General features: G+C 69.4%; 19 protein-coding genes. 7 read left to right on the forward strand and 12 right to left on the reverse strand.

All coding sequences use genetic code 11. The features are described from left to right. The 3 genes from SPR02S_RS17075 to SPR02S_RS17085 form a co-directional block, all read left to right on the forward strand. The coding region (locus tag SPR02S_RS17075) for a TetR/AcrR family transcriptional regulator (protein ID WP_019058199.1) at positions 1-631 on the forward strand (631 nt) is incomplete at its 5' end. Positions 632-641: 10 nt separating this feature from the next. Continuing rightward, positions 642-971, forward strand: coding sequence for a DUF8847 domain-containing protein (locus tag SPR02S_RS17080; RefSeq protein WP_019058200.1), 330 nt, complete (start codon positions 642-644; stop codon positions 969-971). A gap of 103 nt (positions 972-1074) precedes the next feature. Beyond that, entirely contained in the window at positions 1075-2139 is a 1065-nt protein-coding gene (locus SPR02S_RS17085) for a C40 family peptidase (RefSeq protein ID WP_026150625.1), read from the forward strand. Between the two features lie 221 nt (positions 2140-2360). Here SPR02S_RS17085 and SPR02S_RS17090 read toward each other — a convergent pair whose 3' ends face one another. The 6 genes from SPR02S_RS17090 to SPR02S_RS17115 form a co-directional block, all read right to left on the reverse strand. After that, positions 2361-3599, reverse strand: coding sequence for a tyrosine-type recombinase/integrase (locus tag SPR02S_RS17090; protein WP_019058202.1), 1239 nt, complete (start codon positions 3597-3599; stop codon positions 2361-2363). Positions 3600-4018: 419 nt separating this feature from the next. Further along, entirely contained in the window at positions 4019-4261 is a 243-nt protein-coding gene (locus SPR02S_RS17095) for a helix-turn-helix transcriptional regulator (protein WP_019058203.1), read from the reverse strand. Between the two features lie 250 nt (positions 4262-4511). Continuing rightward, entirely contained in the window at positions 4512-6134 is a 1623-nt protein-coding gene (locus tag SPR02S_RS17100) for an AICE element replication initiation protein (protein ID WP_019058204.1), read from the reverse strand. Next, entirely contained in the window at positions 6131-6679 is a 549-nt protein-coding gene (locus SPR02S_RS17105; protein WP_043258334.1) for an HNH endonuclease, read from the reverse strand. The genes SPR02S_RS17100 and SPR02S_RS17105 overlap by 4 nt, the downstream gene beginning before the upstream one ends. Positions 6680-6681: 2 nt before the next feature. Beyond that, positions 6682-7476 (reverse strand): hypothetical protein, encoded by a 795-nt coding sequence (locus SPR02S_RS17110; RefSeq protein ID WP_245607570.1) that lies wholly within the window; start codon positions 7474-7476, stop codon positions 6682-6684. Further along, positions 7476-8021 carry a hypothetical protein gene (locus SPR02S_RS17115; RefSeq protein ID WP_245607571.1) on the reverse strand — a complete coding sequence of 182 codons (546 nt, stop codon included), beginning with the start codon at positions 8019-8021 and terminating at the stop codon, positions 7476-7478. Before SPR02S_RS17115 ends, SPR02S_RS17110 begins: the two co-directional genes overlap by 1 nt. Positions 8022-8176: 155 nt before the next feature. Here SPR02S_RS17115 and SPR02S_RS17120 point away from each other — a divergent pair, with 155 nt between their 5' ends. Both SPR02S_RS17120 and SPR02S_RS55860 read left to right on the forward strand, forming a co-directional pair. Then, positions 8177-8944 carry a GntR family transcriptional regulator gene (locus SPR02S_RS17120; protein ID WP_019058208.1) on the forward strand — a complete coding sequence of 256 codons (768 nt, stop codon included), beginning with the start codon at positions 8177-8179 and terminating at the stop codon, positions 8942-8944. Positions 8945-8966: 22 nt separating this feature from the next. Further along, entirely contained in the window at positions 8967-9500 is a 534-nt protein-coding gene (locus SPR02S_RS55860; protein WP_078622920.1) for a GNAT family N-acetyltransferase, read from the forward strand. A 1298-nt stretch (positions 9501-10798) separates the two neighbouring features. Here the strand turns inward: SPR02S_RS55860 and SPR02S_RS17135 are convergent. Genes SPR02S_RS17135 through SPR02S_RS17155 form a run of 5 tightly spaced genes read right to left on the reverse strand, consistent with a single transcriptional unit; the run spans position 10799 to position 16394 of the window. After that, positions 10799-12052, reverse strand: coding sequence for a styrene monooxygenase/indole monooxygenase family protein (locus SPR02S_RS17135; protein ID WP_019058211.1), 1254 nt, complete (start codon positions 12050-12052; stop codon positions 10799-10801). Positions 12053-12105: 53 nt separating this feature from the next. Next, complete coding sequence (locus SPR02S_RS17140) at positions 12106-12768, reverse strand: GTP-binding protein (protein WP_019058212.1); 663 nt, start codon at positions 12766-12768, stop codon at positions 12106-12108. Then, on the reverse strand, positions 12749-13159 hold the full coding sequence (locus SPR02S_RS17145) for a DUF742 domain-containing protein (protein ID WP_019058213.1): 411 nt from the start codon (positions 13157-13159) through the stop codon (positions 12749-12751). Before SPR02S_RS17145 ends, SPR02S_RS17140 begins: the two co-directional genes overlap by 20 nt. Continuing rightward, a complete protein-coding gene (locus SPR02S_RS17150) occupies positions 13159-13659 on the reverse strand; it encodes a roadblock/LC7 domain-containing protein (protein ID WP_019058214.1) in 501 nt (166 codons plus the stop codon). Before SPR02S_RS17150 ends, SPR02S_RS17145 begins: the two co-directional genes overlap by 1 nt. Continuing rightward, positions 13656-16394 (reverse strand): sensor histidine kinase, encoded by a 2739-nt coding sequence (locus SPR02S_RS17155; protein WP_019058215.1) that lies wholly within the window; start codon positions 16392-16394, stop codon positions 13656-13658. Before SPR02S_RS17155 ends, SPR02S_RS17150 begins: the two co-directional genes overlap by 4 nt. A gap of 353 nt (positions 16395-16747) precedes the next feature. On the opposite strand from SPR02S_RS17155, the gene SPR02S_RS17160 reads away from it, so the two are divergent. Next, complete coding sequence (locus SPR02S_RS17160) at positions 16748-17536, forward strand: protein phosphatase 2C domain-containing protein (RefSeq protein ID WP_019058216.1); 789 nt, start codon at positions 16748-16750, stop codon at positions 17534-17536. A gap of 65 nt (positions 17537-17601) precedes the next feature. Here the strand turns inward: SPR02S_RS17160 and SPR02S_RS17165 are convergent, their stop codons facing one another. Further along, positions 17602-18105: a MarR family winged helix-turn-helix transcriptional regulator gene (locus tag SPR02S_RS17165; RefSeq protein WP_019058217.1), complete on the reverse strand. Its 504-nt coding sequence runs from the start codon at positions 18103-18105 to the stop codon at positions 17602-17604. Positions 18106-18320: 215 nt separating this feature from the next. Between SPR02S_RS17165 and SPR02S_RS17170 the strand changes: the two genes are divergently transcribed. Next, complete coding sequence (locus tag SPR02S_RS17170; protein WP_019058218.1) at positions 18321-19151, forward strand: lysozyme; 831 nt, start codon at positions 18321-18323, stop codon at positions 19149-19151. Positions 19152-19190: the final 39 nt, after the last annotated feature.

Consider the following 19190-nt stretch of genomic DNA (forward strand, 5'->3'; position numbering starts at 1 on the left):
CGCCTACCGCCGCCTGAACGTCGAGGAGCGGCGCAGCCAGCTTCTCGAAGCCTCCCTCACCCTCTTCGCGCACCGCGTGCCCGAGGAGGTCTCCCTCGACGACGTGGCGGAGGCGGCCGGGGTCTCGCGCCCCCTGGTGTACCGGTACTTCCCGGGCGGCAAGCAACAGCTCTACGAAGCCGCCCTGCGGTCCGCCGCCGACGAACTCCAGCAGTGTTTCGACGAACCCCGCGAGGGCCCGCTCCTCCGCCGCCTCGCCCGCGCCCTCGACCGCTACCTCGGCTTCGTCGACCAGCACGACGCCGGTTTCAGCGCACTGCTCCAGGGCGGCAGCGTCGTAGAGACGTCCCGCACGACGGCCATCGTGGACGGCGTCCGCAGGGCCGCCGCCCTGCACATCCTCAGCCATCTCGGCGTGGCCGACCCCGGACCCCGCCTGCGCATGACCGTACGGATGTGGATCACGGCCGTGGAAGCGGCCTCGCTCATCTGGCTCGACGAGGGCAAGGAGCCGCCCCTGGACGAGTTGCGGGACTGGCTGGTCGAGCAGTTCGGGGCGGTGCTGGCGGTGACGGCGCGGCGGGACCCGCAGACGGCCGCGCTGGTCCAGGGCCTCGCGGCGGATGGCTGACACTGGTGGCGTGAAGAGCGAAGAGACCCCGTTCGAGGGCGGCCCGATGGACGGTCGCTCCCTGCCCATCCTGCTCGGCCCGACCGGAACCCCGCCGAAGACCTACCGCATCCCGGTCCCCGACGACGCCGGCGGCCCGCCCACGGTGCTCGTGTACCGCCGGGTGCCGAGGGGCCACAGCAAACGGCTCGGCCTCCCCAAGGGCTGGAAGTACGAGTACTCCGCCGGAGATGAAAAAGGGGCGGGGAAGCGCGGCAGCGGACTCCGCTGGCCCTGGTCCAAACCGGACCCCGCACCAGACGCCACGCCGGGCGGCAAGCCGGACGACACCCACGGGTGACGGGGTTACGCCGAACCGCGCACACCCCGCGCGCGGACCCGCCGCCCCCGAATGATGCTCACGGTGCGGGGCGGAAGGCCCGCCGCGCACCGGAGGTGATGACGTGTCAGGAAGGCTTCTGCGACTGGTCTGTACGGCAACGGTGGCGGCCGGCACCGTCCTGGCCCCGCTGCCCGCCGCGGCCGTGCCCGAACCACAGGCACCCGGACAACGCCCCGTCGCCGAACTCCTGACGGACCTTCAGACCCTCTACCGCGACGCCGAACAGGCCACGGAGACGTACAACGCCACCGAGGAGAAGCTGAAGAAGCAGCGCACCGAGGTGGACCGCCTCGACTCCGCACTGTCCCGCGCCCGCCTCTCCCTCCACGACAGCCGGGGCGCCGCCGGCCGGCTGGCCCGCCAGCAGTACCAGAACAGCACCGCCGTCTCCCCCTACGTCCGCCTCCTCCTCGCCCGCGATCCCCAGCACGCGCTCGACGAGGGCCATGTCATCGGCCAGTTGGCGCGGGAGCGCGCCGAGACGGTGGGCCGGCTGGTCGGCAGCGAGAAGAAGAGCGACGGCCTGGCCCGCGAGGCCCGCAAGGCCCTGGACACCCAACTCACCCTGGCCGCCCGCCAGAAGAAGGACCAGGACGACGTCCGCAAGCGCCTCGCCGACGTAGAGAAGCTCCTGACCTCCCTCACCCCCGACCAACTCACCGCCCTGGCCGCCTTCGAGAAGACCGACATCGACAAGTCCCAGCAGAAACTGGTCACTTCAGGCGCCCTCGGCGACGACAACCGCGAGCCCTCACGGGAGGGCGACCGGGCGTTGCGCTACGCGGTACAGCAGATCGGCAAGCCCTACGAGTGGGGCGCGGAGGGCCCGAAGACGTACGACTGCTCAGGCCTGACGTCGGAGGCGTGGGGCCACGCGGGCACCCCGATCCCGAGAACGAGCGAGGAACAGTGGGCCGAGCTGCCAAGAGTCCCGCTGAACGAACTCCGCCCCGGCGACCTGGTCATCTACTTCCCCGAGGCGACGCACGTGGCGTTGTATCTGGGCGCAGGCCAGGTGGTGCAAGCACCGCGCACAGGCGAGAAGGTCCAGGTGTCACCTGTGGCGTCCTACCCGATCCTTGGAGCCGTACGTCCAGACGATCGCCCTAAAGGGGCGCGGGGCTGAGACATTATGCGGCTCCGCCGCGTGGGCGCGACCAGCCACAACGAGCCCGCAGCCGCCCACTCCCCGCAACCCCAACGGCGACTAGGCCCCGGCAACAGAAGCCAGGTACGCCCCAGTCTTCTCCGGCTCATAGAAACCGGCCCACGGCCCTACAGGCTTTCTACCAGCACGTTTCCGTCAACTGGCTTTCCCGTAGGGGGCCGTGGGCCGTCTGTGGGCCGTCAGACCGTGCGTCGGGCCTCGTCATAGACGGTCGCGATCGCCGTGCGCGTGCGTTCCTGGCTGCTCGGCATGAGGTGGGCGTAGATCCTCAACGTCAGGGCCGCATTGCTGTGACCAAGGTACTCACTGACGGCCTTGATGTTCTCCCCGCCGTCCAGAAGGGCGGACGCGTAGAAGTGCCTCAGCGCGTGCATGCCGTGCTCGCGAGCGGCGGCATACCCGTCTGCCTTCGTCTCAGGCTTGGGGATCACTCCGGCCGCCACGAGAGCGGGCTTCCATGATTCCTCGTTCAGGCTCGTACGCCACACGTGGTTTCCGCCCGGCGCCATGAAGACGAGCCGCTTGGTTACCTTCGGGCCGTCAGGCGTCTTCCAGGGCAGGGTGACCTCAACCGGCGGGAACTGCTTCATGTGGGCCCGGAGCGCATCGGCCACGGGCCCAGGAATCGGCACGTCGCGTGTCTTGCCGCCCTTCGGCAGAGCGAACACGGGCTTGCTGCTGCTGAGCTTGAGTTGCTGGACCACGTGGAGCGTGTCGGAGTCGAAGTCGATCGCCTCGACCGCGATGCCCAGGATCTCCCCCTGTCGCATACCGCACCCCGCCCCCAGGTCGACCATCGCCCGGTACCGCGCAGGCATCGCGGCCTGTACCGCGAACACGCGCTCAGCCGACCACGGCACTACGCGCTTGGGGTCAACCGCCGGCGGCTTGACGGATCGCGCGGAAACCGGGTTGCGGCTCAGGTATCCGTCGTCAACGGCAGCACTCAGGGCGCCACGCACGTTCGCGTAGATGATCCGGCCGTACGAGCCGGGCACGCTCGCTTCGAGCTGTGCCACCCACTCACGGATGTGCTCCGGCTTGAACGACCCGAGCGGGCGAGACCCGATGTACGGGAAGGCGTGCAAGCGGAGTTGGGAATTCATGGACTCGATGGTGTTGGGGTCGGCCCCGAGAGTGCTGAGCCACTTTTCCGTGTACTGCTGAAACGTCGTCTTGGCCGCGCGGGGGTCGACGTACTGACCACTCGTCATGTCGGCCTCGATGTCCTTCAACCACTGGTCAGCGAGCCGCTTCTGACCGTCGCGAAAGCTCTTGGACTTCTCGGTGCCGTCCGGGCCGACGTAGCGGGCCCGGTAGCGCAGGCCGGTCCCGAAGCGGTCGGACTTGACCTTGCTCTCTTTGCCGTTGGTGTCGGTTTCGGTCTTGTACCAGCGGTCTTGGATGTGGCCAGCCATGGGGGCTGTGTCCCTTCGGTAGCAGCCGGGGCGGGGCCAGGTGGGCGCCGTCCGGCCGGTTTTGGGGTGTGCTGGGCCAGGCCCGCTACTCGCTACGGGCCTGATCACCGGGGGTTTGGGGTGCTAGCGGGGTTGCTACCGGTAGCGGGTGGGGGTGCTACCGGTAGCGGCTCGCTCCGGGGTCTCAGGGAGGCTGAGACAGGGGCTGTCGGTTGGCTCTGGGAGGGGTTTTCGGGGGCGCTGGGGGTGTGCCTCCCTGCCTCCCTGAGAGGCCATCTGAGCTGGTCAGATAGGGGATGACGGGCCAGGGAGGCAGTCAGGGAGGACTCCCTCCCTCCCTGGCGCGTTGGGCCGCGCCTCCCTGTCGGATCGAGGGCTTGGCCGCGTGACGAAACCCGGTACAGCTGTCCCGAGTTGCGTCACGCCACGTCGCCGAGGGCGGTCTGTTCGGCCTCCCACGCTCGAACGGCAGCCGGGTTGAAGCGGGTGTACCTGCCGACGCGGAAGCCGGGCGGGCCGATGCGCTTGCGCCGCCACTGGTAGACGGTTTCGACGCTCGGGAGGCTGAACAGGGTGACCAGGTCTTCGGGGGTGAGGTAGCGGTCCGGCAGGCCGCCGCGCAGGGTGGCGCGCGGATCGGCTGGCTCGTCGTTGGTGGCCATCGGGTGGTGACTCCTCGTGTCCGTGGGGCGGTGCGTGGGAGTGGTGCCGGTCGCCGTACTAGAGAGTTGGTGTATCGCAGCGTCCGCAGCGTCCCAGCGTCCGCACGGCCGCGTTGTCGCAGGCCAGAGCGGGTGAGGGGTGCGGACGCTAGTGCGGACGCTAAGGACGCTGGACGGCTCTAGCGTCCGCAGTCTTCGACGTGTCCGGGCCTCTGGTGTGAGGCCCGGTCCGGCTGGTGTTCCGGCTACGTCAGTACTGGTCAGGCGGGGGTTCAAGGTGCCCCGGCGGGGCCACCTCCGGCCAGAGCGAGGGCTGTTCGGGTGCGGACGCTGGTTCGTCCTCGGGTGCCGCGCGGGCCAGCGTGAGGAGCTTGTGACGGGTCCGGTCGCGGCTACGCTGCGTGTCGTCGACCGTGATGCCGATCGAGCGGAGCAGCGGGGCGAGGCGCTTGACGCGTCCGCCCGCGCGGGTGGCGTCCTTGGGCCAGTTCGGCGGCCGGACCGGCGGCGCGGGCAGTGCCTCCAAGAGCTGCCCGGCGGTGCCCTGCCAGGTGCCCGCCTGGTCGACCAGGCGGGCGATGGCCATCGCGAACAGGTCGCCCTCCAACGCGTCGGTGGCGACGTTCGCCGAGGTCGCGAGGTAGTCCGCGAGGGTGTTCCAGCCCTGGGTTTCGTCGACCGCGGCGAGGACGCGGGCGAAGTCCGCCATGCGCGGCATCGTCTCCAGCCGCACCGAGGGGAGGACCGCGAGGACGCAGGCCAGCACGTCGAACAGGGCCCCGAGCACGGCGGGCCGGACGGCCGCGAACGTGGCGTCCAACTCCTCTTCGGAGCGGCGCCGGTCGTCGTCGATGAGCTGCAAATCGAGCAAGAGGACGCGTTCGGCGAGGTCGCCCGCGAGAGCTCCCGCGTCGATCGTGGTCAGGGCCAGCACCCGCCGGAAGGTCAGCACCACCACGTCGTCATCGGTGTACAGGGCCCGGTCGACGACTCCGTCACCCGTCACGGCCTTGCACAGGGTGTCGGACAGCCACGGCGGGATCGTGCTGACGTTGTCCAGGCACAGCGCCCATGACGCGAACGCCTGCGTGTTCCAGGCCTTCGGGTCGCGCGGCTGGCTGCGCTTGGCTGCCGGGGACGGGTCGACGAGGTTGATGAACAGTTGTGCCGCCTTGGACTTGCCCGTGCCCTGCTCCCCCTTGCACACGAGTGCCGGGTGCGGGATGTCGGGAATCCAGGCCGCGACCAGCCACGCCACCAACTGGTGGAAGGTGGGGGTGTCCATGTTGAGCAGGGAATGCAGCTTGGCCAGTCCGTCGCCGTCCAGCACGGGCGGCGGCATCGGGGCCATGGCTCCGGAGCGGCGGAAGAGCACCGGGGCCCGGTCGACGACGTTCCAGCCGGTTCCGGTGACGACGACCGCGCGGCCGTCCGTGCTGCCGAGGTCGACCACGACCGCGCCGTCCTCAGCGCGCCCTACCCGCAGGTGCACGGGCACCGGGTCGCCGTCTTCGGCGAGGCCTTCCAGGACGGTCATGGCGTCCGCGAGCGCGGACTGTGAGGCGACCTCGCCGGGGTAGGCGTCCGCGAACTGCCGGGCCAGGCGCTGACGTAGTCCGCCCTTGTTCCGCAGTGGGAGAGCGGTGTTGGGGCCGTCCAGGGCGACCGCGTAGGGGCGGCCGTCCGGCGAGGTGACGAACCGGTACTGCTCGCGGGCCATGGCCACGATCCGGGCGGCGGCAGGCGGCGGCTTGCCCCCGCCGTCACCGTGCTCGGGTCGGCGCGCGGCCGGACGGGTCGGGTCGACTACTGCCCGACTCTTGCCGGGGTGGGCGTGCCCGTTGACGGGCCGGTCGGATCGGGTGCTCGTCACGCGAACACCGCCTCTCCGGTCGGGCCCACGCAGGCCCGCACGGGGCGGGGAGCGCGCAGGCAATCGGGTCGGATCGAGGGATGGCGCACGGCCGCACGGCAGACCGGGCGGGCCCCGTGTGCGATGCCGTGACGTCGGGTGTGACGCGGCTCGTCACGCAGGTCAGCCGTAGACCGTTGGGCGATCGGGTCGGGCGACCAAACCGCCGTGTAGGCCGACTGGTTGGCGTGCGCGAGTCGGGCCAGCACGGGCCAGTCGACCGGGCGCACGACCGGCGCGGTCGGGTCCGCCCACACCAGCAAGAGCAGGGCGATCGAGAGCGGGAGTCGGTCGGCCTTGGCCTGGTTGCAGTCGAAGCAGGCGAGCATGAGCGAGGTGACCGACCACGACCGCCACAGCGCCTGAGGGACGATGTGATCGAGGGTGGCCTCACGCAGGTCGCCGAACGGGCGGCGGCAGTAGGCGCAGTGCTGCCCGTGGCGGCGCGCGAGCTGCTGCTTGCGCAGGCGCCGCCGTGCGGAGTTGAGGGAGTTCTGCTCTCGCACGGCTACCACTCCGCCCGCAGCGTGCGCCGCCACGTGCCGTCCGGTCCGGCCGACGGGGTCGCCCCCAGCGCATAGGCGCCGCCGTCCAGCCGGACGATGAGCGGGGAGGGCTGGCGCACGTCGGCCCGCATGAGGGTGAAGCAGAAGCGGCGACGGTGCCAGTCCGGCAATGCCTGGTGATACAGCCAGTCACGGCCCGCCGTCACCGGGGCCCCGAACTCCCGCCCCATGGCCTCACCCAGCCGCGCGAGGGTCTCCAGCGGCACCACGGCGGCGCCCTGCCGGATCGCGCGGGAGACCAGCAACGGGGCCCGCCGCACGGTGAGCGCGTCGACCTGGTGATGCCGGTAGGCGTCCGACAGGTACAGCGCAACGGCCGCTTCCCCAACGGTCATGGGGCGAGAGCGAGCGCCCTCGTACCAGAACGACAGGGCGAGGCGGTAGGCGAACCGGCGGCAGACGCCCACCTCGGGGAACTCGTCACTGTCCAACCCAGCGAACTGGCCGTCGACTTCGGCGATTCCGGCCGGACCCAGGACGCGGACCGCGCCGTTGAGGGCGTCGTACAGCGTGTCGGTGTGGGTGTCGAAGTCGGGCCCCGGCAGGGCGAGTTCGTCCGCCTGCGTCTCGAACAGCGCGGCGGCGGCCTCCCCCACGGTCAGCTCCAACCCCCTGACAGGGAGCGTGGGGAACTCCTGTGTGGCCCGGCGGCGCTCCCGCTGCACCAAAGGCACGGCGGGAGCGGCCGGAGCCGCCACGCGGGCATACAGCGCGTCCAGCGGTCCCGGCGCGGTCATCAGCGCGCCGCCAGAAGGGTGCGGCGGTAGGCGTTGATCTCGGCACGGCGGTGGACCGGGCACATGATCTCGCCCGACGCGTCCGGGTCGTCGCCCCACAGCATGATCCCGCCCGTGCCCTTGCACGGGCAGTCGCCGTCCAGGCCGACCTTGCCGTTGCGGGCCAGCGTCGCCTTGGTCATCCCGTCCACGGAGACGGTGAGCGCCGATCCCTGGCCCGCGCGGACCAGGCGGTGACGCTGGGGGAAGCGCAGCTCGTGACGGGCCTGGATCTGCTCCGTCATCAGGCCGTTAACGTTCAGCACCTGCCACCCACGCAGGTACAGCGCCAGGCGCCGCATTTCCGTCCGACCGAGCCGCTTCGCACCCTGCACGATCCAGGCGGTGTACTGCGCGTTCGTGTGGTGGCGGCGCCCGTTCGGCATGTCCGACGCGTACAGCGCCACGGCCCGCTCCGCACCGGTCAGGCTACGGACGTCAACGGGCGCAGTGGCCTCAACTGTGACCGCGTCGGCACGCCGTTCCACGATGGTTCCAGGCATCATTGAAGAGCCCCTTCGAGGGTCGGGGAGCGGCGGCTTTACTTGGCGGTTTGGGCGCCGCTCCCACTGGCTTGAGCCAGTTACTGGCTTGAGCCAGTTGAGCATGCAGACTTGAGTCGCGTCAACCCACTGGCTTGAGCCAGTTGTAAGCTGGTTGCATGACCTCCGCCGAGAGCGCACAACCCGCGAGCCGACGCATCGCCGATGCACTGCGGTCAGCCATCGAGTCCGGCGAACTCCGCGCCGGCGACAAGCTCCCGTCGGAGCGCACCCTTGCCGAGCAGTACGGCGCGGCACGCAACACCGCCCGCGAGGCCGTACGCCTGCTAGCCGAGCAGGGGCTTGTGGTAGCCCAGCACGGTCGGGGCGTGTTCGTCCGCGAGCCCCGCAGACTCTTTCGCTTCGGTAGCGATCGCTACTCGCTCGCGAACCGAGCCACAGGTTTGACCCCCTTCCGTCTTGAAGCGCAGCGACAGGGCAAAGTGCCACGCATTGACGTCCCGTCGATCGCCCGAGAGGTACCCCCCAGAGACGTAGCCGACAGGCTAGAAGTCCCTCCCGATGAGGCGAGCGTCGTCCATAGGGAAAACCACTACTTCGCGGATGACGAGCCGGTTCAAATCGTCTCCACCTACGTCCGTTGGGACGAAGCCCAAGGCACACTCCTAATGGAGGCAAAAAGCGGTCCCAACGGGATTTACGGGCGCCTCGAAGAACTCGGCCACGTCATGACCAACATTCGTGACGAAATCATCGCCCGCATGCCGACGCCACATGAGGCAACGATCCTAGAACTTCAGTCCGGAATTCCCGTGCTTGAAGTTCTACATACGAGCCTTGACCAGGATGGAGTTCCGTTCGAAGTCTCCCGCTACGTTCACCGCGCCGACCTGACGGGGCTCAAGTACGAGCTGCCTGTCCAGTAACACCCCTCTGGAAGGAAAGCAGATGTCGCATCACAACGCCGAACGCGAACTGGTCATCCGCCCTCGCGCAAGCGCAGATATCGCTTCAGCCGCATCGGCACTCATAGAAGTCCATAGTGCCGATGGATATCCGGTAGAAGGCGTAGCCCAGCCGGAAGAGTGGCTCTCCCCGGTAGGCCTGCTGAGCGCGTGGGTTGCCGTAATCAACGATCGCGTTGTGGGACATGTGGCTGTCACTCAGCCTTCAACGGAGGAAGCGGTTGCCCTGTGGATCGAGCGCAGCGGAGCCAGTTCGGACAATGTGGGTGTGCTCGCGCGGCTCTTCGTTCTTCCCGAGGCAAGAAAGAAGTCCGTAGGGGAATTCCTCGTACGAGCAACAATGGAATATGCGGGGAATCACGGACTGCGCCTGGTACTCGACGTTATGACAAAGGACCGTTCGGCAATCCGTCTCTACGAACGGCTGGGGTGGCAGCAAATCGGGAACATCGCCCACCACTTCGGGGAGGGGCAACAGATAGACGCTTTGGCCTACGTCTCCCCCGAGGGCCCGTGATAACAGCACGAAGGTACGGCCTACGGCCGCGCGACCCTTGGCGGCTCGCTCCGCTCGCGCGGCGGCGCTCGGGACCCTGACGCCCGTGGCGCCCCCTTGCGGCAGACCCCCTTTACCTGCCTTACCTCGCAGGTCAGAGGGTGCTACCTACCCCTCTACCGAGGTAAGGACCCCCCGCTACCCGGCTGCCCTCACAGCAAGCAAGAGGAGCACCACGCGCCCGGGGTGCTCCTCTTGCCCGTGACCGTTGACACCCCTCTACCCGGCAGCCTCACGCGAGGGCCGAAGAGACCACCCGCGCCGCGCGGCGCGGGTGGTCTCTTCGGCGTTTCAGGGGGGTCAGCGTCCGCAGCGTCCGCAACTCTCCTCCTCCTAAGAGCGGCCCTGACCTGCGGGAAAACGCTCTTAGTGACAGAGCGTGCCCGGACGCTGCGGACGCTAGCGGACGCTAAACATTTTGTTTAGCGTCCGCTGGAACGATGCAGGTCAGAGGGGGTGCGCAGTGCCCGGCGGACGCTGCGGACGCTGTCTTCCCCTAACTCTCTAGTAAGAGAGAAAGGACGGCTCTTCAGGAGGGGGCAGGATCGCGTGATGCACGGCCGCCTGCCCCCTCCTGAAGAGCCCTGGTGGACCGCACGGAACGGGACAGGCCGGACGATGCTTGCCCACTCCTGCATCCAGCCCCTTGGAAGGCCCACAGGTCCGCCTTTACCAGCGGGGCAGACCGGGCCCCCGCAGGGTAAAGGCACGTCCTCACGCGCGCTCAGAGCCGCCTTCCAAGGGGGAGAGGCGGCGAGTCCAGCGGAGGGCCCCGCGTGAGCGCAGCGAGCCGCCAAGAGTCGCGCGGCCGTAGGCCGCACCTTCTCGCTCTTCCCTGCCGAGCGACCAACGGCCCCGGCGCCGCTGCGCTAGGTCCGACTCGGGAAGACGGCAGGGCAAGCGGAATCCTTCGATGGGTTCCGGGGGAGGCAGAGACACCCCCTTCCGGACACGCTCAGGAGGGTGTTTGCATGGGCTGACCTGCGCGCCTCCCCGCCTCCCCGATCGTCGATCTACGCAGGTCAGATAGGGGGAGGCGCCAAGGGTAGGCATCGGGGGACTACTCCCCCTCTCCCCGCGCCTCCCCCGGCTCGCTCCCCGGAAGCGGAATGCTTACTTGCGCAGGTCGGCGGCATCTGGCTGACTCCGCGCTGCCGCGCTTCCCTCGGAGTGTCGGGCCGTCTGTGGGCCGTCCGAGGGTGACCGACAACGACAGACGACGACAGGTGACGACAGTCGGACCGCAGGTCAGTGGCCGGTTACGCCCCGGCAACAGAAGCCAGGTACGCCCCAGTCTTCTCCGGCTCATAGAAGAAGTTCTCAAAATCGGCGGGGTCATCAAACGCGTTGGCGAACCGATCCGCCACCGGCTGCAACTGCCCAGCCGCCCCAATGAGGTTGAGGACATGCTCCGGCGGCGGTCCAAGCATCGCGTTGGTCCACTTCGTCACGTGCCGCGCAGTCGACCAGTACCGCTCGAACGTCGCCGTCATCCAGTCCCCGTCGAACTCCTTCTCCCCGTGCTCAAGAATCGACGCGAGATACGAAGCGGCGCACTTGGACGCGGAGTTGGACCCCTGCCCGGTGATCGGGTCGTTCGCGACGACGACGTCGGCAACCCCCAACACCAGCCCGCCACCCGGCAGTTGGCCAACCGGGTTACGGACGGTGGGCGCGTAACGCCCGGCCAACGTCCCGCCCGCGTCCGTGAGTTCGACGCCCCGCGCCCGCTCGTACTCCCACGGCGTGAACTTCTCCATGAGTTCCAGGGTCAGGGAGAGGTGCCGAGCCGGGTCCTTGATGCCGTTGAAGGCGTCCAACGGCCCGCCGGGTATGCCCTCCCAGAACAGGATGTCCGCACGGCCCGACGTGGTGAGCGTCGGCATCACGAACAACTCGCCGACGCCGGGCACCAGGTTGCAGCGGACCGCGTCGAACTCCGGGTGTTCCGGGCGCGGTCCGAGACCGTGGACGTAGGAGACGGCCAGGGCCCGCTGCGGCTCCGTGTACGGGGACCGCTCCGGGTCGCGGGCGAACATCGAGACCAGCTCGCCCTTGCCCGCCGAGACCAGGACGAGGTCGTACGTACGGGAGAAGTAGTCGAGGTCGCCGACTGCCGCGCCATGTATGACCAGTTGGCCGCCGCGTTGCGCGAACGTCTCCATCCAGCCGGCCATCTTGACCCGCTGGTCGACCGACTGCGCGTACCCGTCGAGCTTGCCCACCCAGTCGATCGCGCGCTGTGTCGGCCCCGGGTCGTGCGAGCCGGGAGCGGCGACCGAGACGCCGAGTCCTTCGATCTTCGGAGCCTGGGACTCCCAGAAGTTCAGCTGGAGATCGCGCTCGTACCGCAGTGCCGTGGTGAACATGCACTGCGTCGACATGACCCGCCCGGAGCGGATCTCGTCCGCCGTCCGGTTGGACATCAGGGTGACCTCGTACCCGTGCGACTGGAGTCCGAGGGCGAGTTGGAGCCCGGACTGACCGGCTCCGACGACGAGTATCTTCCGCATACGGGTGCTGGCTCCTTTGTCGCGACCGGTCGTGGTCGAGGGCTGCTCGGGGACTACTCGGGGGTGACGTCCAACGCGTGGGCGACGAGCGCGAGCAGGGTCTCGATGGCCGAAATCCGCCGTCGCGCATCCATGATCATGACAGGTACGTGCGCGGGGATCGTCAACGCCTCCCGCACGTCGTCGGGTTCGAACCGCTCGCTGCCGACGAAGTGGTTGACCGCGACGACGTACGGCAGTCCGCAGCTCTCGAAGTAGTCCAGCGCGGGGAAACAGTCCTTGAGGCGGCGGGTGTCGGCCAGCACGACGGCGCCTATCGCGCCGCGCACCAGGTCGTCCCACATGAACCAGAACCGCTGCTGGCCCGGCGTACCGAACAGATAGAGCACCAGGTCGTCGTCGAGCGTGAGACGGCCGTAGTCCATGGCGACCGTGGTCGTCATCTTGTCCGGGGTGGCCGTGAGGTCGTCGGTCTCCTCGCTGGCCTCGGTCATCAGCGCCTCCGTCTGGAGGGGCTGGATCTCGGACACGGCGCCGACCATGGTGGTCTTGCCGACGCCGAAGCCGCCGGCCACCACGATCTTCGTGGCCACGGGCGCGCGCGTGCGGTCCTGCTGCCAGGGCCGCAACTGCTCCTCGTCATCGAGGAGTTGCTTCTCGTCGTTGAGGAGCGGGGAGACGCCGTAGGCGGCGGCGTCAGAGACGACGGAGTCCACTCAGCACCTTTTCCAGCAGAGCGCGGTCAGGACGGCCCGTACCGTGAGCGGTTCCGGTTCCGTACACACGGATCTTTCCCTGGTCGGCGAGATCGCTCAGGAGCACGCGGACCACACCGAGCGGCATCTTCAGCAGCGCGGCGATCTCGGCCACCGTGCGCATACGGCGGCAGAGTTCGACGATGGCCCGCATCTCCGGCATCACCCGGGTGTTGAGGGAACCATTCGTCAACTCCTTGCGCTCCTCCGGGGCTTCGAGCGCCGCCACGAAGGTCTCCACCAGGAGGACATGGCCGAATCGGGTACGGCCGCCGGTGAGCGAGTAGGGGCGTACCCGGGCGGGTTTGCGCTCGCCGCCGCGCACCGGGAGCTTGTTGGGCGTACGGCTCATCACGCACTCCCCGTGGTCGCGTCTTCAAGGGATTTCCGTAGCTCGCTGCGGAGTTCGGGCGTCAGGACGTGGCCGGCCCGGCCGACGAAGAGCGCCATGTGGTACGCCACGACGCTCATGTCGCAGTCCGCGGAGCCGTGCACGCCGAGCAGCGAACCGTCGCTGATCGACATCACGAAGAGGCTGCCCTCCTCCATCGCGACCATGGTGTGCTTCACCGGTCCTGAGTCCATCAGCTTCGCGGCGCCGATGGTGAGGCTGCCGATACCGGAGACGATGGTGGCGAGGTCGGCTGCGGAGCCTCGTGGGCCGGTGCGCTTGGCTTCGAGGGCTTCCTTGGCCTCGGCGTTCCTCCCCGGATCGGAGGAGAGGAGCAGCAGGCCGTCGGAGGAGACGACCGCGACCGACTGGATGCCGGGCACTTCCTCGACGAGGTTGCTCAGCAGCCAGTGCAGGTTGCGGGCTTCACTGCTCAGTCCGAAGGTACTGGGCGCGGTCAACTGCTTGCCTCCTCGACGGTGCCCCCCGTGGCTGCTTCGGATCGTTCGGGTGCGCTGCGCGGGGCCGGGACCGGGTTCTGGCCGGTCTTTTCGGCGATTTCCGCTTCTACGTCCTTGTAGCCCGCGGAGGCGCCTGCGCGGAAGCCGCCGAGTCTGCGGCGCAGGGCGTCCGCGTCGACCGCGCCGGTCCGCTGGCGCGGGGCCTGGGCGGGTTGGGTGAGCTTGGGGGTGCGTTTGGGGAGGCCCTTGTCCGTGACGGGGTCCTCGTCCTGGGCTCGCTGGTGTTCTACGGCTTCGGCTTCGCCTTCAGCCGTGAATTTGTTCCCACCCGCATCACCCGCACCGCCCGTGACGGTCTCGTTGTCGGGTGCGGGTGGCCCCTGTGGGGCGAACTCGCCGTCGGCGGCTGACAGTTCGTCCGTCATCGGCGGCAGCAGGAGTTCCATCGTCATCTCTGCTGCGGTCTCCGCCGGGGTCTCCCGTACCGCTACCGCCTGTTCCGCCAGGGCGACCAGCGGGTCCGGGTGTTCCGAACGGCCGTGCAGGACGTTGGAGTTGGCCTCTGCGGAGGCGCCGGGGAGGGAGTACGAGTGGGTGTCACCGGGGGCCGGTGCGGAGGAGGACGGGACCGCTGACGTGGGGGAACCTGCCAGCAGGGTGCTCGGGATGACCACGACCGCCGCGATGCCGCCCTGCTTCTGGTCACGGAGCTGGACGCGGACGCCGTGGCGGTGGGCCAGGCGGGCCACGACGTACAGGCCGAGGCCCAGGCCCTCCTCGCCCTCCTGGTCGTAGGGGGACTCCGGGTCGAACTCGGTGAGGCGGGTGTTGAGGCTGGTCATGCGGTCGTCGGTCATGCCGATGCCCTCGTCCTGGACGGAGAGCATGACCTCGCCGTTCTCCAGGAGCCAGCCGGAGATCTCGACGGGGGTGTCCGGCGGGGAGAACGAGCTTGCGTTCTCCATCAGTTCGGCCAAGAGGTGGCTCAGGTCGTCCGCCGCGAAGCCTGCCACGTGTGCGTGCGGGGGGAGCGCCGAGATGCGAACGCGCTCGTAGCGCTCGATCTCGCTGACCGCCGCGCGGACCACGTCGACCAACGGGACGGGGCCTGCGTGCTGTTGGACGTGTTCGGTGCCGGCGAGGACGAGGAGGTTCTCGTTGTGGCGGCGCATGACCGTGGCGAAGTGGTCGAGCTTGAAGAGGGTGGCGAGGCGCTCGGGGTCCTGCTCGCGCTCCTCCAGGCCCTCGATGACGGCGAGTTGGCGCTCGACCAGGCCCAGGCTGCGCAGCGCGAGGTTCACGAAGGTGCCGCCGATGCTGGTGCGCAGGCGCTCCAACTGGGTGGCGGAGTCGGTGACTTCGGCGCGGAGTTCCTCGCGGGCGTCGGCCATCTTCTGGCGCTGGCCGACGAGGTGCTTGCGGTCGGCCTCCAGGGTGGCGATGCGCTCGTGGAGGGCGGCGGCGTGCGCGTGCAGGGCGTTGACCGAGCGGACGACCTGGGCGAACTCGTCGTTGCGGCCGGTGAACTTGATCGGCTCCTGGGTCGCCGGGTCCTCTGCCTCGGCCAGCCGCGTCGAGCCGCGGCGCAGCACGGAGAGCGGGCGGGTGAGGGTGCGGGCCATGGCGGTCGCGATGCCCACGGCGAGCAGCATGAGGGCGCCGAGGATCGCGACGCGGAGTTCCAGCGCCTTGACGTCGTCGTCGCGGAGCTGGGCGAGGTCCTTGGCTCGGTCCACGTAGAGCGCGGACTCCTCGCCGCGCATCAGGTCGACGCGGGCGGAGAGCGCCGCGTCGAGCTTCTTCGTGCTGGTGTCCAACTGGCTCTCGGAGAGCGTGGGTTGGGCGGTGAGGGAGGCGAGGTACTTCTCGGCGGAGTTGACCTCGGGCCCGGTGACCGTGGAGTCGTAGCCGGCGACGGCGTCCTTCGTGGCCGTCTCGCGGAAGTCGGCGAGGGCGGCGTCGGAGCGCAGCCGGGCCTGCTGGGCGGCGATGCTGAGGGCGTCGCGCTCCTTGGTCTGGGCCTTGGTCGAGGTGGTCTCGGTGACCGGGAGGCCGGTGAGGGAGCTGATGACCGTCTCGGTGGTCGTCGGCACGTTCAGGGCGGCGAGGAGCAATCCCCTTGTGGCGGCGGCCTGTTGGACGGCGGCGTCGAGTTCGGCGAGCGCGTAGGCGCCGGAACCGGCCCGCGGCGGCATCTGCTCCGCCAACTGCTCGGCGAGCCGGTGCAGTTCGGTGATGGCGCCGGAGTAGGCGACATGCGCCTCCAGCGCGCTGCTCTTGCCGGTGAGCGCGGCCCGTCGTACGGCGGCGACGTCGTCGAGGTCCGAGCGGAGCGCGGCGGAGATGTCGGTGTCGGCGCGGAGCTCCTCGACCTGGCGGTCGACGCGGGCGCTGCGGTCCTCGGCGGGGGCCTGGGACTTGGGGCGCCCGGCGGCGATGTACGAGGTGACCTCGTCCCGCTCGTCGGCGAGGGAGTGGGCCAGCGACAGCGCGTCCTGGGTCTGCCCGGCGAGCGTCACCAGGTCCTGGGAGTCGCTCAGTTGACCCGAGGCGGCGATGAGGGAGGGGGCACCGGCCGCGGCGATGGCGGCGGCCACGACGGCTACGGCGATGATGAGCCGGTTGCGTACGTGGGTACGGCGCCCGCTGCCCGCGGGGTCGGGCACGGCCGCAGGGGTGGCGCCCCCCGGAGGGGCCGTCTGCTTGCCTGTGCGCCGCGGCCGCTTCTTCTGCACCGGTGCTCGCATTCCTGACTCGTCATACCCATGGGCCCGGGTGACGCTCCGTCATCCCGGTACGGCGACCCTCCCAGTGCCGGTAGGCAGTGGTCGCGCATCGTCCGGCCCGCCACCCGAAGGAGTGAACCCCGGAGGGGAGTTGGCGGGCAAGTTCCGGCGGCCGGCCCAAAGCCCTCGCGCGCCGCGCCGGTTGGACGTGAGCGGCGGGCTTTGGCAGGATTCGCCGCCACGCATTCCCGGAGTGATCCATTCCAGCCCAAACCAGGCGCCTGACCTGCACGACTACGTCGATTCGACCATGAGTGCCAAGCTTTTGCGGAGCCTGTGAAGAGCTCGTGCAGACTGGCCGTATGCGTACGGAACTTGTGTCGGAACCCGGCGACCCGAACCGCCCCAACGAGGACTTCGCGAGCGTCGGTCTTCCGGCCTCGGGACAGGGCGGTTCGCTGATCGTCCTGGACGGTGTGACACCGCCGAGAGGCGAGACGGGCTGTCTGCATTCGGTCCCTTGGTACACCGCGCGACTTGGCGGAGCGCTGACCGAACTGACCGTTTCCTACCGGGATCTGACCCTGGCGGAGATTCTCTCCCGGGCGATCCTCCGAACAGCTGAGGCCCACGCCACCACCTGTGACCTTTCTCACCCACGCACCCCACAGGCAACGGTCGTACTGGCCCGCTGGTCCCCCCAGGAGGTCGAATACCTGGTCCTCTCGGACTCGGCCCTGCTGGTCGAATCCCCGGCCGGCGAGGTGACCGTAGTACTGGACGACCGCCTGTCCCGCCTCCCCCGCTCCGCTCTCGCGACGGACGCCATGATCGACACCACGCTCCGCAACAAGGAGGGCGGCTTCTTCACGGCCGCCGCCGATCCGTCGGTCGCGGCCCGCGCGGTGACGGGCTCGCTCCCGCGCACCGACGCCCGCACCCTCGTCGCCCTGACGGACGGGGCGACCCGGTGGGTGGACAAGTTCGGCCAGGGCGACTGGGCGGACTGCTTCGCGCTCGTACGGAAGGACGGGGCGGCGGAACTGGTGGCCCGGGTACGGGAGTTGGAGCGGGCGGACGAGGAGACGCGGACGTATCTGCGGCGGAGCAAGACGCACGACGACGCGACGGTCGTGTACGTGGAGCTGTGAACGGCCGCTACGGCGGTGTCACTTCTCCCGCGCACGTCGAACTGTGAACTGCCCCTACGCCGGTGTCACTTCTCCATGACGCCGTTCAACTGGTGGATCAGCCGGGCCAGTTCGGCGACCTCGCGGCGGTCCCAATGGGAGAGCTGGCTGACGTAGCGCGCCCGCCGGGCCTCGCGGACGTGCGCGACCCGGCGGCGGCCCTCGCCGGTGAGGTCGACCAGCCAGGCCCGGCCGTCCGCCGGGTCGGGCTCGCGGGCGATCAGCCCCAGGTCCTCCAGGGCACGCAACTGCCGGGACATCGTGGCCTTGCCGACGCCGATGTAGGCGGCCAGCTCGGTGGCCCGCTGCCGCCCGTACTCGTCCAGCCGGACCAGCAGGCCGTACGCGGCGGACTCCAGATCGGGGTGGACCTCCCGGGCCATCTCGCCCTGATTGGCCCGGGCTCGGCGGAAGAGGAACGTCAACTCGCGTTCCAGGGAGAGGTATTCGTGGTCGACGGCGAGTCCGTCGGGGCCCACGGGAAGCCCGCCGTCGTTTCTGTCCTCGCCCTTGTGCACGTCAGCACCCATTGGTCCGCTTTCCCGATCGTGAAAGTTTCCGCCAAACACCGTCATCGCCGCAGCTCCGCCAGTATTTCGCAGGGCTAGACCAACGGCGTCGTCCGGACCCCCTTCCCACGCGGTCTTCTGGATGCGTAGCTTCCTTACCAGGCAACGACTGGCATGGCCACGCCAACATCACCGCTTCTCCCTCCACTCCCCCACCGCGCCCTCGGAGGCACGCCATGCCCCACGCCCTGCCCGCGCACAGACCCCGAACGCCCCGCCTACGGCACCTCACCGTCGCCCTCGCCCTCTCCGCGATCCTGCTGACGGCGTTCCCCCACCCGGCCGGCGCCGCCACGGTCCCCACCCGCGGTTCCGCCTACATGGGCATCGGCGTCCTGGCGCACGACGGCCAGGACGGCTCGCCCGCCGGCACTGCCGCCACCCAGACGGAGGGCGTCGATGTCAGCGCCTACCAGGGCAACGCCGCCTGGTCGACCCTGTGGAGCAGCGGGGTCAAGTGGGCCTACACGAAGGCGACCGAGGGGACGTACTACACGAACCCGTACTTCGCGCAGCAGTACAACGGCTCCTACGGCGTCGGCATGATCCGCGGCGCCTACCACTTCGCGACCCCGGACACGACGACCGGCGCCACCCAGGCCAACTACTTCGTCGACCACGGCGGCGGCTGGTCCAAGGACGGCCGTACCCTCCCCGGTGTCCTCGACATCGAGTGGAACCCGTACGGCGCGTCCTGCTACGGCAAGTCGACGGCGGGGATGGTCAGTTGGATCGCCGATTTCCTGTCCACGTACAAGTCCCGCACGGGCCGGAACGCGGTGATCTACACGGCGACGAGCTGGTGGACCTCCTGCACGGGCAACTCCAGCGCCTTCGCGTCCGCCGACCCGCTGTGGATCGCGCGGTACGCCTCGGACCCGGGGACGCTGCCGGCGGGATGGGGCTTCTACACGATGTGGCAGTACACGTCGTCCGGACCGACGGTCGGGGACCACGACAAGTTCAACGGGGCGCTGGACCGGGTGGTCGCCCTCGCCAACGGCTGACGAGCCATCCGTACTACGGCGAAGGCCCGGTCCTCCCTT

Source organism: Streptomyces prunicolor NBRC 13075, from assembly GCF_000367365.1.
In the GTDB taxonomy this organism is placed as follows: domain Bacteria; phylum Actinomycetota; class Actinomycetes; order Streptomycetales; family Streptomycetaceae; genus Streptomyces; species Streptomyces prunicolor.